Source organism: Streptomyces sp. RerS4, from assembly GCF_023515955.1.
GTDB lineage: Bacteria > Actinomycetota > Actinomycetes > Streptomycetales > Streptomycetaceae > Streptomyces.
The window spans coordinates 3,080,937-3,092,787 of sequence record NZ_CP097322.1 but is presented as its reverse complement, the minus strand read 5'-3'; the positions used below and the strand labels follow the sequence as shown (position 1 = coordinate 3,092,787).

The window sequence follows — 11,851 nt, the reverse complement described above, 5'->3', positions numbered from 1 at the left end:
CGCAGGCCGCGCGTTGTTGGGCTGCTCGTGGACATCCAGGGTGTGGTCGCAGAGGGCTTCGAGCCGGTCAAGGACGCTTTCCAGCGCAACTTCGAGGTGCTCGGCGACCGGGGCGCGGCCGTCGCCGTGTACCGCGACGGCCGCAAGGTCGTCGACCTGTGGGCCGGCGCCAAGGACGCCGACGGTGACGCCGCGCGCGACCCCTGGACCGAGGACACCGCGCAGATCGTCCGCTCCGCCACCAAGGGCGTCGCCGCCGCCGTGCCGCTGCTGCTGCACCAGCGCGGGCTGCTGGACCTGGACGCGCCCGTGGGGGCGTACTGGCCCGAGTTCAAGGCGGGCGGCAAGGACCGGGCCCTGGTCCGCCACCTGCTCGCGCACCAGGCCGGCGTCCCCGCCCTCGACCGGGGGCTGAGCGCCGCCGAGGCCGCCGACGGCACCTCCGGGGCGCACGCGATCGCGGCGCAGCGGGCCTTCTGGGAGCCGGGCACGGAGCACGGCTACCACGCGCAGACCTTCAGCTGGCTGCTGTCCGAGCTGGTGCTGCGGGCGACCGGGCGGACGGTGGGCGGTTTCCTGGCCGAGGAGATCGCCGAGCCGCTGGGGCTCGACTTCTGGATCGGCCTGCCGGACGCCGAGGTGCACCGGGTGGGCCGGGTGGCGCCCGTCGAGCCGCCGCAGGGCGCGGGCTCGCTGAGGACGAGGCCGAGGCGAAACGTTTCGGAGGCGTACGCCGACCCGGACTCCCTCACCCGCCGCGCCTTCGCCGCCATCGACCCGCTGCCCGACGAGAACGACCCCGCCTACCGGGCCGCCGAACTCCCCGCCTCCGCCGGCATCGGCACGGCGCGCGCCCTGGCCCGCTTCTACGCCGCCACGATCGGGGTCGTCGAGGACGGCGCCCGCATCTTCACCCCGGCGACCACGGCGCTCGCCGGCCGCGAGCTGGCGGCCGGCCCCGACCGGGTGCTCGTCGTGAACACCCGCTTCGGCCCCGGCTACATGCTGCACGGACCGGCGTCGCCGCTGCTGTCCCCGACGTCGTTCGGCCACCCGGGGCGCGGCGGCTCGCTGGCGTTCGCGGACCCGGAGGCGGGCATCGGCTTCGGCTACGTCACCAACGCCCTGGCCAAGTCGGTCACCGCCGACCCGCGCGCCCAAGCCCTGGTCCGGGCGGTACGGGCGAGCCTGGTCTAGGGGGTGTCCGGCGGATCATGGCCGGGCCCGCGGCGTCTGGCACGGCGCCTCGCCGCGTTGCCGAAACGTCCCGATAGCTCCGCTATCAAGACGCTCCGGCGCCTTGCGATCCCCCGCACCAGACGCCGCGGCCTATCCGACCCTGATCCGCCGGACACCCCTAGGGGGTGTCCTCGCGTACGTCGGCCAGGGCCGCGTCCGCGTGGTCGATGAGCTCGGCCGGGGGCATGGGGAACACCGTGTGCGGCGTGCCGGCCGCCGCCCACACCACGTCGTGCGCCAGGAGGGACCGGTCCGCCAACACCCGGGTGCGGGTGCGGTGGCCGAAGGGCGGGACCCCGCCGATGGCGTAGCCGGTCGTCTCGCGGACGAGCGCGGCGTCGGCGCGGGTCACCCGTTCGGCCCCGAGTTCGCGGCGGACGGCCTCCACGTCGACGCGGGACGCGCCGTCCATCAGCACCAGCACGGGGACCCCGTCGGCGGCGAAGACCAACGACTTCACGATCTGGCTCAGCGCGCAGCCGATCGCCGCCGCGGCGTCGGCGGCGGTACGGGTCCCCTCGGGGAAGGTTCGGACGTCGAGCCCGTCGAGGCCGAGCCCGGTGAGGGCCTCGGCGAAGAGCGGATGCGGGGCGGGGGAGGACATCGTCATGCGGGGACGCTAGCGTCGCCGGCCCGCTTCGCGCGAGGCGGTTTCGCCGGGGGCCGCCCCGGTCTCGGGGCGCGGACCGCTCGGCCCCGGTCGCGCCCGCGTCCACCCCGCCGGGTCAGCGCGTGGACAGGACGCGGGCGACGATGGGGCCCGCCGCGTCGCCGCCGTGGCCGCCGCCTTCGACCATCGCGGCCGCCGCCACGTCACCGTTGAACCCGGTGAACCAGCTGTCCGGGCTTCCCGCGCCGTCCACCTCCGCCGAACCCGTCTTCGCGCCCTTGTCGGAGCCGGGGACCGACGCCATCGCCCCGGCGGCGGTGCCGCTCGTGGCGGTCAGCCGCATCATCTGCGTCAGCTGCGCCGACACACCCGGCCGCAGCGTCCGCGTCGCCCGCGCGAGCGGGCGGTCGTCCAGCGACGCCTTCACGAGCACCGGCTGACGGAACACGCCGGTCCGCGCCGTCGCCGTGATCGACGCGATGTTCAGCGGGTTCATCTGGATCGCGCCCTGCCCGATGTACTCGGCCGCGGCGGCCGGCCCGGACGTCTCGGGGACGGAGCCGTCCTGCGAGGGCACGCCCGTCTTCCAGTCGAGCCCGATCCCGAAGACCTCCTTGGCCTCCCTCGGCAGCGCCGAGTTGTCCTTCACGTCGTCGATCAGGCCGATGAAGGCGGTGTTGCAGGACCGGGCGAAGCTCGTGGAGAACGGCTTCCCGTCCAGGCTGAAGCCGTTCAGGTTGCGGAAGACCTTGCCGTCCCAGGACACGCTGGGCGGACACGCCGCCGTCTTGTCCGCCGCGACCAGGCCCTTGTCGAGCAGCATCGCCGCCGTCACGATCTTCATCGTGGACCCGGGCGCGCGGCGGCCCTGCATCGCGGCGTTGAAGCCGTCGCGGCGGTGGTTGGCCACCGCCAGGATGTCGCCGGTGCTCGGCTGGACGGCGACGACGGACGCCTCCGCGTACGAGGCCACCGCCTTCTCGGCGGCCGCCTGTACGTCGGCGTCGAGGACGGTCTCGATCTGTCCCGCCTTGCCCTCGACCAGCGTCAGCAGGGTCCGCTTCGCGGTGTCCTGGCCGTCGCCGCCCGCGGCCGGCGCCGCCGGTTCGATCCACAGCTCGATGCCGGGCGTGCCGTCCGTCTTCTGGCCGTACGTCTTGCGCAGCGAGTCCAGTACGGGCCGCAGCGACGGGTACAGCTCGGGCGTCAGCTCCTTGCCGTTGCGGTCGACCGCCTTGACGGGCGGGCTCGCCGGGGTGCCGGCGCGCAGCTTCTCGTCCGGGCGCAGGTCGGGGTGGATGACGGACGGCTGCCAGTCGACGAGCGCCTTGCCGGTGCCGGCGCCTCGCACGACCGTCAGCCGGGAGTCGTAGACGAGGGGCTTGGTGGTGCCCTCGTAGGTGACCTCGGCCTCGACCTTGAAGGGGACGGTGGCGCCGTCCGGGGTCCCGGGCGTGATGACGGCTTTGGACACGTACGCCTTGGTCCGGTAGTCGGCGACCGCCGATTGCGCGGCCTGCGCGTTGTTCGTCAGGTCGGCGGCGGTGCGGTCGTCGCCGGCGGCCCAGGCGGCGAGGAAGGCCTTCGCGGTCTCCGTCGCCTCCTTCTCGGTGACGGGCCCGGTGGTCTTCGGCGCGGGCGCGGCCTTGGCGGCGGTGGCGCCGTCCCCCTGGCCGGTCTCGTCCCCGACGAGCGCGTACACCCCGTACCCGGCCCCACCGACCATCGCGAGGAACACCCCGCCGACGATGGCACCCTTGGTCACCCCGTTCATTTCCCATCCCCCCTGAACGCGTTCAAGATCCCCTTGGTGTGGACCTTACGCCGTGCGACGGCCCCACTCCAAGTGGCCAACCCCCTCCGGCCGTACGGGATTCCCTTCCCGGGCGCGGGGACGAGCCGCCGGCGGGGTGGGGTTCAGATCCAGGTGTCGAACCACATGCGGGCGCGCCAGGAGTCCATCGGGAGGGTCTGGCCGGTGTAGATCGGCCAGAAGTAGATGAAGTTCCACGTGATCAGGAGGATCAGGACGCCCGCGCCGATCGCGCCGAGGGTGCGGCGGCGTTCGGTGGAGTGGGCCGGGCCCAGGAGGGCGCCGGTCATCATGGCGACGGCCAGGCACAGGTACGGGACGAAGACCACCGCGTAGAAGTAGAAGATCGTCCGCTCCTGGTAGTTGAACCAGGGCAGCAGACCCGCGCCCAACGCGCACGCGATCGCGCCCGCGCGCCAGTCGCGGCGGAAGAACCACCGCCACAGCACGTACAGCAGGGCGAAGCAGCCCGCCCACCACAGCAGCGGCGTGCCCAGGGCCAGGACCTCGCGGGCGCACTTGCCCGCCTCGGTGGTGGGGCAGCCGTCGGCGCCGGGGGAGGGGGACTCGTAGAAGTAGGAGACGGGCCGGCCCAGGATCAGCCAGCTCCACGGGTTCGACTCGTACGTGTGACCCGACGTCAGGCCGACGTGGAACTTGTAGACCTCCGTCTCGTAGTGCCACAGGCTGCGCAGCCACTCGGGGAGGAAGGACAGCGAGCTGTCGCGGTCGTACTTGGCCGCCCAGTCGCGGAAGTAGCCGCCCTTGCCGTTGTCGGGGGAGAGGATCCAGCCGAGCCACGAGGTCACGTAGACGGCGATGGCCACCGGGACGGTCGACAGGAAGGCGGGCAGCGCGTCGCGGCGCAGCATCGCCGCGTACGGGGCACCCGCGCCGGCGGTGCGGCGCGCGGCGGCGTCCCACACGACGGTGAGGACGCCGAAGAAGGCGAGGACGACCAGGCCGTTCCACTTGGTGCCGAAGGCCAGGCCCAGGCAGACGCCGGCCAGGATCCGGTACGGGCGCCACCCCAGCTTCAGTGTCTGCGCGACGTGCTGGTCGGGGCGGGCGCGGCCGTCCGCGTCGAGGGGGAGGGCCGCCGCGAGGCGGGCGCGGGCCTTGTCCCGGTCGACGACCAGCGCCCCGAAGGCGGCGAGGACGAAGAACATCAGGATCAGGTCGAGCAGGGCCGTGCGGCTCATCACCAGGTGCAGGCCGTCGACGGCCAGCAGGGCGCCCGCGAGGCAGCCGAGGAAGGTCGAACGCAGCAGGCGCCGGCCGATCCGGCAGAGCAGCAGGACGGACAGGGTGCCGAGCACCGCCGTCATGAAGCGCCAGCCGAAGGGGGTGAGGCCGAACATCCATTCCCCGAGGCCGATCACCCATTTGCCGACGGGCGGGTGGACGACGTAGCCCGGGTCCAGCGGGAGCGGTACGGCGTTCGGGTCGGCGAGGATCGACTTGTCGACATCCTTGGGCCAACTCGCCTCGTAGCCCTGCTTGATCGTGGCCCACGCGTCCTTGGCGTAGTACGTCTCGTCGAATATCACCGCCTTCGGGCTGCCCAGATGGGTGAACCGCAGCACCCCGGCGACCAGGGTGACCAGCAGCGGACCGACCCAGGCCATGACCCGCTCCCAGGCCCGCCGGCTGCCGGCCGGAACGCCGAGCGCTGCCCACAACTGGGCGGAGGGGCGGGCGTACGGGGGCACGAGGCGGGTGCGGACGTCCGTCCCCGGCGCCGACGGCACGTAGCCGAAGGCGCGCAGGCGGCGCAGCCATCCGGGCGTCTCGGGGTCGAGGTCGCGTCCGCCCGGGGGGACGGGCGGGGCCCCCGCGGGGCTGGGCGGTGGCGGCGCGGTACTGGTCACCGGGCCATCGTAGGGAACCCGCCTGTGGGAACCCCAGCCTCCACGGGGTGCGGGCGGGGCCCGTGTTCCCGCGCATGTGCGGCGGTTCCGGTCATATCCCGTACCTTTCCCGTCCGTCGGCGGCCACGCCGGGCCCGCGCGGCCGCCCCCGCCGGCCCGGGGGTGGGCCGAGGGGGCGATGAGACAATGACCGGGTGACAGATGAGCAGCACCGCCCCACCGAAGCGTCCGCCTCCGCCCCGTCGTCCGGCCCTTCTTCCGCCCCGTCCTCGGCGGCGTCCTCGGCGTCGTCCGCGGCTTCCGGGGCCGGTGTGCTCGTCCTCGCCGGGACCCCGATCGGGGACCTCGCCGACGCCCCGCCCCGCCTCGGCGCCGAGCTGGAGCGCGCCGACGTGATCGCGGCCGAGGACACCCGACGGCTGCGCCGCCTGACGCAGGGCCTCGGCGTGTACACGACCGGGCGCGTCCTGTCGTACTTCGAGGGCAACGAGTCCGCCCGCACCCCGGAGTTGGTGGAGGCCCTGGAGGCCGGCAAGCGGGTGCTGCTGGTGACCGACGCGGGGATGCCCTCGGTGTCCGACCCCGGCTACCGGCTCGTCGCCGCCGCCGTCGAGAAGGACATCCGCGTCACCGCCGTGCCCGGCCCCTCCGCCGTGCTCACCGCGCTCGCGCTGTCCGGGCTGCCCGTCGACCGCTTCTGCTTCGAGGGCTTCCTGCCCCGCAAGGCGGGTGAGCGCCTCGGACGGCTCCGCGAGGTGGCGGGCGAGCGGCGCACCCTCGTCTACTTCGAGGCCCCGCACCGGCTCGACGACACCCTGGCGGCCATGGCCGAGGTGTTCGGCGCCGACCGGCGGGCGGCCGTCTGCCGGGAGCTGACCAAGACCTACGAGGAGGTCAAGCGCGGCGGGCTCGGCGCGCTCGCGCTGTGGGCGGCCCAGGGAGTGCGCGGGGAGATCACGATCGTCGTCGAGGGCGCCCCGGCGGCCGCGCCCGGGGACGTGGACGACGAGGAGCTCGTGCGCCGCGTACGGGTCCGCGAAGAGGCGGGCGAGCGCCGCAAGGAGGCCATCGCCGCCGTCGCGGCCGAGGCCGGCGTACCCAAGCGGGATGTGTTCGACGCGGTCGTCGCGGCAAAGAACGCGGCACAAAAGGTGCCGTGAATCGGTAAAGGGCTAACCTGAAAGGCAAAGCTCAGACCGCGCACCGGGCACTTTGGGAATGACTCGCCCAAGGTCCGTCCAACACTGGACAGGGCCTGATGCGCTCCCGGCCGAAGAGGCGTCCACTGGTCCATGGCACCAGTGGACCAAGAGGAGCTGGCATGAGTGAGATCGCAGAGACCCCGGTACCCGTTCCCGCGCCCGTCCCGGCCGTGCCGACCGTGCACGAGGCCTACTCCTTCGCCTGCATGAAGTGCGGATACGGGTGGGAGCAGGCGTACGAGATCGAGCACCACGTCGACGGCCGGGGTGAGCCGTTCATCATGTACACGATCAACGGTGAACGGGTCCCGTCGCCGCTCGCCAACCCGACCTGCCTGAACTGCGACGGCCACGTCGTACGGATCATGCGCGAGGGTCAGGTCTCCTCCGTGCTCGGCACCCTCGACCGGCTCTACCACCACCGCGTCGCCCCGGGCATAGCCGGCCCCGTGCCGGCCGGCGCCCCCGCGCCCCGTACGCCGAAGCACGACGCCCCCGGGCCGGTGGCCGTCGACGCCTACCGGGAGCGGCGCGGGCCGCTCGCCCGCCTGCTGGGACTCTTGCGCCGGAGGGCGTGAGCCACCGGTCATAAGATCGGCCGTATGAGTCAGAGTCCTTCCTCCTCCGCCCCTTCCTCTTCGAATTCCTCCTCGAACGAGAAGGCGTCCAAGGACGCGCCGCCGCCGCTGCCGGAGCCCCTGCGCGTGGCGGTGGCGGACTCGCACACCCACCTCGACATGCAGGCCGGCACGGTCGAGGAGGGTCTGGCGAAGGCCGCCTCGGTGGGCGTGACGACCGTGGTCCAGGTCGGCTGCGACGTGAAGGGCTCGCGCTGGGCCGCCGAGACCGCCGCGGCCTGGGAGAACGTCCACGCGGCGGTGGCCCTCCACCCGAACGAGGCCCCCCGCATCGTGCACGGCGACCCCGACGGATGGTCGCGGCAGGGCGCGCGGCCCGGCGGCGGCCAGGGGGCGCTGGACGAGGCCCTCGCCGAGATCGAGGCGCTGGCCGCCCTCGACCACGTCAAGGCGGTCGGCGAGACCGGACTCGACTACTTCCGCACCGGCCCCGAGGGCATGGCGGCGCAGGAGCGTTCCTTCCGGGCGCACATCGAGATCGCCAAGCGGCAGGGCAAGGCACTCGTCATCCACGACCGCGACGCCCACGCCGACGTGCTGCGCGTGCTGCGCGAGGAGGGCGCGCCCGAGCGGACGATCTTCCACTGCTACTCGGGCGACGCGGAGATGGCCCGGGAGTGCGCCGCCGCCGGCTACTACATGTCCTTCGCCGGGACCGTCACCTTCAAGAACGCGGGCGCCCTGCGCGAGGCGCTCGCCGTGGCCCCGCTGGAACTCGTACTGGTGGAGACCGACGCCCCCTACCTGACGCCCGCGCCGTACCGCGGCCGGCCGAACGCGCCGTACCTCATTCCGCTGACGGTCCGGGCGATGGCGGCGGTCCGCGGGATCGACGAGGACGCCATGGCGACGGCCCTGGCCGCCAACACGGCGCGCGCCTTCGACTACTGACCTCCACGCGTCTCCTCTCCACGGGCCTCGATCGAACGCCGTACTGACACACCCGTTCGCCCGACACGCTGAGTAGTCGAACGGCTTTGGTGAGTGACGGTCGCGCCCGCTAGGGTGCCGTGCCCGAACCAGCCGGGGCCGGACCAGTGGAGCGAGCGACGTGAGCGATACCCAGGGCAGTCACCGCCGTGCGTCTGCGTCCTGGCCGGGGACCGGGACCGCACCGGACCCCGGCGACGGGCCCGCGGCCGAGCCCGACCCCGCCGCCTGGCCCTACGCCGAACTGGCCGCCGAACCCGCCGCCGGACCCGCCGTCGGCCACCCCGCCGAACCCGCCGAGCCGGCCGTCCCGCGCCCGGGCCGAGGGCCGCGCCGGGCGCCGCCGCAAGGCCCGGAGCCCGGCCCGCGCCGCCGCCGGGCCGCCCCGCCCCGGAGGGCGACGTGGAGGCGGCCGAGCCGGCCGACGTACTCCGCCCCTCCGGCCGGCGCCGCGCACCGCGGCCGACCCTCGGCCCGCCCGCCCCGGACGCAGCCCCGCGCCCTCCCCGTTCCCGCGCCCCGCTCCGCCGCCGCCCGGCGCCGGCGCGCCGCCCGGCCCACCGCTTCGGGCGCCGGCGACGCCTGGCGGCGCCTCGTTCCGCAGGCCCTGGTCGTGGCCTTCCTGGCGGGCGGCACCACCGCCTTCGTCGCCGCCGACAAGGCCGTACGCCTCACCGTCGACGGGGTCCCCCGCACCCTCCACACCTTCGCCGGGAGCGTCGACGACCTCCTCGCCTCCGAAGGCCTCGGCGTCGGCCCCCACGACCTCGTCGCCCCCGCCCGAGGCTCGGCCCTCGACGACGGCGAGCAGATCGTCGTCCGCTACGGCCGCCCCCTGCGCCTCACCCTCGACGGCGCCGCCCGCCGCCAGGTGTGGACCACCGCCGCCACGGTCGAGGCCGCCCTGCGCCAGCTCGGCGTACGCGTCGAGGGCGCGTACCTGTCCGCCCCGCGCACCGCGCCCGTGCCGCGCTCCGGGCTCGACCTCAGCGTCCGCACCGAACGCGGGGTCACGTTCATGGCCGACGGCCGCGAACGCACCATCCGCACCAACGCCGCCACCGTCCAGGAGGCCCTGGACCAGGCGGGCATCACCCTGCACGGTGAGGACACCACCTCCGTCGCCCCCGACTCCTTCCCCCGCGACGGCCAGACCGTCACCGTCCTGCGCATCACCGGTACCCGCGAGGTCCGCGAGGAGCGCATCCCCTTCGCCACCGAACGCGTCGAGGACGGCACGCTCTTCGCCGGCACGGAGGTCGTCGAGCGCAGCGGGCGGCCCGGCGCGCGCCGGGTCACGTACAGCCTCCGCACCGTCAACGGGGTCCGCCGGCAGCCCCGCAAGATCGCCGAGGAGGTCGTGCGCGAGCCCGTCAGTCGGCTCGTCAAGGTCGGCACGAAGCCGCTGCCCACCTCCGTCGCCGGGGCCGACGGCCTGGACTGGGGGGCGCTCGCCCAGTGCGAGTCCGGCGGCCGCGCCTCCGCCACCGACCCGTCGGGCACCTACGGCGGCCTCTACCAGTTCGACGTCACCACCTGGCAGTCCCTCGGCGGCAGCGGCCGCCCGCAGGACGCGTCGGGCAGCGAGCAGACGTACCGGGCGAAGAAGCTCTACGTGCAGCGGGGGGCGAGTCCCTGGCCCCACTGCGGCCGTAGGCTTTACCGGTGAGCACCGCAGAGCAGCAGTCAGCACAGCCGTCCGACGAGACGCCCCACCCGAGCGCCGGACGGAGCACCGGGCAGGCCGGGGAGCAGGCCGGGGAGAGCGCCTCCGACGCCCTCCTCGGGCCGGCCGACATCCGGGAACTGGCCGAGGTCCTCGGCGTACGACCGACGAAGCAGAAGGGCCAGAACTTCGTCATCGACGCGAACACGGTCCGCCGCATCGTCCGCACCGCCGGAGTGCGCCCGGACGACGTGGTCGTGGAGGTCGGTCCGGGCCTCGGTTCGCTGACGCTCGCCCTGCTGGAGGCCGCCGACCGGGTGATCGCCGTCGAGATCGACGACATCCTGGCCGCCGCCCTGCCCGCCACGATCGAGGCGCGCATGCCGCAGCGCAAGGACCGTTTCGCGCTGGTCCACTCCGACGCGATGCTGGTGACCGAGCTGCCCGGCCCCGCGCCGACCGCGCTCGTCGCGAACCTGCCGTACAACGTGGCCGTGCCCGTCCTGCTGACCATGCTCGACCGCTTCCCGAGCATCGAGCGCACCCTCGTCATGGTCCAGTCCGAGGTCGCCGACCGGCTCGCCGCCGAGCCGGGCAACAAGGTCTACGGCGTGCCCTCCGTCAAGGCGAACTGGTACGCGCACGTCAAGCGCGCCGGAGCCATCGGCCGGAAGGTCTTCTGGCCCGCGCCCAACGTCGACTCCGGCCTGGTCTCGCTGGTGCGCCGCACCGAGCCGATCAAGACCACCGCCTCCAAGGCCGAGGTCTTCGCGGTCGTCGACGCCGCCTTCGCGCAGCGCCGCAAGACGCTGCGCGCCGCGCTCGCCGGCTGGGCCGGTTCGGCCGCCGGCGCCGAAGCCGCGCTGGTCGCCGCCGGGATCTCGCCGCAGGCGCGCGGGGAGTCCCTGACGGTGGAGCAGTTCGCGGCGATCGCCGAGCACAAGCCGGCGGCGGAGAGGCCCGCGCTGTGAGCGTCCGCCGAAGCGTGACCGTACGGGTCCCCGCGAAGGTCAACGTCCAGCTGGCGGTGGGCGCGGCCCGCCCCGACGGCTTCCACGACCTGGCCAACGTCTTCCTCGCCGTCTCCCTCTTCGACGAGGTCACCGCGACCCCCGCCGACTCCCTGACGGTGACCTGCGCCGGCCCCGACGCCGACCAGGTCCCGCTGGACCGGACGAACCTGGCCGCGCGGGCCGCCGAGCTGCTGGCCGCCCGCAACGGCAGGAGCGCGGACGTGCACCTGCACATCGCCAAGAACATCCCCGTCGCCGGCGGCATGGCCGGCGGCAGCGCGGACGGCGCCGCCGCCCTGCTGGCCTGCGACGCGCTGTGGGGGCTCGACACCCCGCGCGCCGAGCTCCTCGACATCTGCGCGGAGCTGGGCAGCGACGTGCCGTTCAGCCTGGTCGGGGGGGCGGCGCTCGGCACGGGGCGGGGCGAGGTGCTCACGCCCGTCGAGGCGGGAACCTTCCACTGGGTGTTCGCGGTCGCCGACGGCGGCCTGTCCACCCCGGCCGTGTTCCGCGAGTTCGACCGGCTGACCGCGGGCAGCGACGTGCCCGTCCCCGAGGCCTCCCCGGCGCTGCTCGCGGCCCTGGCCTCCGGCGACGCGGACGCCCTCGCCGCCACCCTGGCCAACGACCTCCAGCCGGCGGCCGTCTCGCTGCGCCCGCAGCTGGCCGAGACCCTGGCGGCGGGGCTCGCGGAAGGCGCGTTGGCGGCGCTGGTGTCCGGCTCCGGGCCCACCACCGCGTTCCTGGTGCGCGACGGGGAGGCGGCGGCGAAGGTCGCGGCCGCGCTGGAGGCCTCCGGGACCTGCCGCGCCACCCGCGTCACGTCCTCCCCGGCGCCGGGGGCGACCGTCCTGAGCTGAGGCATCCGG

10 protein-coding genes are annotated in these 11,851 nt (G+C 74.5%); 7 read left to right on the top strand and 3 right to left on the bottom strand.

Annotated features, from left to right (window positions below):
- Nucleotides 1-21 precede the first annotated feature (21 nt).
- Nucleotides 22-1,197: a serine hydrolase domain-containing protein gene (locus M4D82_RS14075; RefSeq protein ID WP_502989066.1), complete on the top strand. Its 1,176-nt coding sequence runs from the start codon at nucleotides 22-24 to the stop codon at nucleotides 1,195-1,197.
- Between the two features lie 160 nt (nucleotides 1,198-1,357).
- On the opposite strand, the gene M4D82_RS14070 is transcribed toward M4D82_RS14075, so the two are convergent.
- From M4D82_RS14070 to M4D82_RS14060, 3 genes are all read right to left on the bottom strand, one after another.
- Nucleotides 1,358-1,843 (bottom strand): YbaK/EbsC family protein, encoded by a 486-nt coding sequence (locus M4D82_RS14070; protein WP_502989065.1) that lies wholly within the window; start codon nucleotides 1,841-1,843, stop codon nucleotides 1,358-1,360.
- A gap of 121 nt (nucleotides 1,844-1,964) precedes the next feature.
- Complete coding sequence (locus M4D82_RS14065) at nucleotides 1,965-3,623, bottom strand: penicillin-binding transpeptidase domain-containing protein (protein WP_249766373.1); 1,659 nt, start codon at nucleotides 3,621-3,623, stop codon at nucleotides 1,965-1,967.
- 143 nt (nucleotides 3,624-3,766) lie between these two features.
- Nucleotides 3,767-5,533 (bottom strand): dolichyl-phosphate-mannose--protein mannosyltransferase, encoded by a 1,767-nt coding sequence (locus M4D82_RS14060; protein ID WP_249766372.1) that lies wholly within the window; start codon nucleotides 5,531-5,533, stop codon nucleotides 3,767-3,769.
- A gap of 311 nt (nucleotides 5,534-5,844) precedes the next feature.
- Between M4D82_RS14060 and rsmI the strand changes: the two genes are divergently transcribed.
- The 6 genes from rsmI to M4D82_RS14030 all read left to right on the top strand — a co-directional run bounded on the left by rsmI (nucleotide 5,845) and on the right by M4D82_RS14030 (nucleotide 11,842).
- Nucleotides 5,845-6,693, top strand: coding sequence for a 16S rRNA (cytidine(1402)-2'-O)-methyltransferase (gene rsmI / locus M4D82_RS14055; protein WP_249771793.1), 849 nt, complete (start codon nucleotides 5,845-5,847; stop codon nucleotides 6,691-6,693).
- Nucleotides 6,694-6,854: 161 nt separating this feature from the next.
- Nucleotides 6,855-7,313, top strand: coding sequence for a hypothetical protein (locus M4D82_RS14050; protein WP_249766371.1), 459 nt, complete (start codon nucleotides 6,855-6,857; stop codon nucleotides 7,311-7,313).
- Nucleotides 7,314-7,337: 24 nt separating this feature from the next.
- The gene (locus M4D82_RS14045) at nucleotides 7,338-8,264 is read left to right on the top strand and encodes a TatD family hydrolase (RefSeq protein ID WP_249766370.1); all 927 of its coding nucleotides are present in this window, start codon (nucleotides 7,338-7,340) and stop codon (nucleotides 8,262-8,264) included.
- Between the two features lie 160 nt (nucleotides 8,265-8,424).
- Nucleotides 8,425-9,972 carry a resuscitation-promoting factor gene (locus M4D82_RS14040; protein ID WP_249766369.1) on the top strand — a complete coding sequence of 516 codons (1,548 nt, stop codon included), beginning with the start codon at nucleotides 8,425-8,427 and terminating at the stop codon, nucleotides 9,970-9,972.
- A gap of 128 nt (nucleotides 9,973-10,100) precedes the next feature.
- Entirely contained in the window at nucleotides 10,101-10,940 is an 840-nt protein-coding gene (gene rsmA / locus M4D82_RS14035; RefSeq protein ID WP_249771791.1) for a 16S rRNA (adenine(1518)-N(6)/adenine(1519)-N(6))-dimethyltransferase RsmA, read from the top strand.
- On the top strand, nucleotides 10,937-11,842 hold the full coding sequence (locus M4D82_RS14030) for a 4-(cytidine 5'-diphospho)-2-C-methyl-D-erythritol kinase (RefSeq protein WP_249766368.1): 906 nt from the start codon (nucleotides 10,937-10,939) through the stop codon (nucleotides 11,840-11,842). The genes rsmA and M4D82_RS14030 overlap by 4 nt, the downstream gene beginning before the upstream one ends.
- The last annotated feature ends 9 nt before the right edge of the window (nucleotides 11,843-11,851 follow it).

Coding starts and splice junctions, on each gene's coding strand:
- M4D82_RS14070 (WP_502989065.1), bottom strand. CDS start 1,843: ATGTCCTCCCCCGCCCCGCATCCGCTCTTCGCCGAGGCCCTCACCGGG.
- M4D82_RS14065 (WP_249766373.1), bottom strand. CDS start 3,623: ATGAACGGGGTGACCAAGGGTGCCATCGTCGGCGGGGTGTTCCTCGCG.
- M4D82_RS14050 (WP_249766371.1), top strand. CDS start 6,855: ATGAGTGAGATCGCAGAGACCCCGGTACCCGTTCCCGCGCCCGTCCCG.
- M4D82_RS14045 (WP_249766370.1), top strand. CDS start 7,338: ATGAGTCAGAGTCCTTCCTCCTCCGCCCCTTCCTCTTCGAATTCCTCC.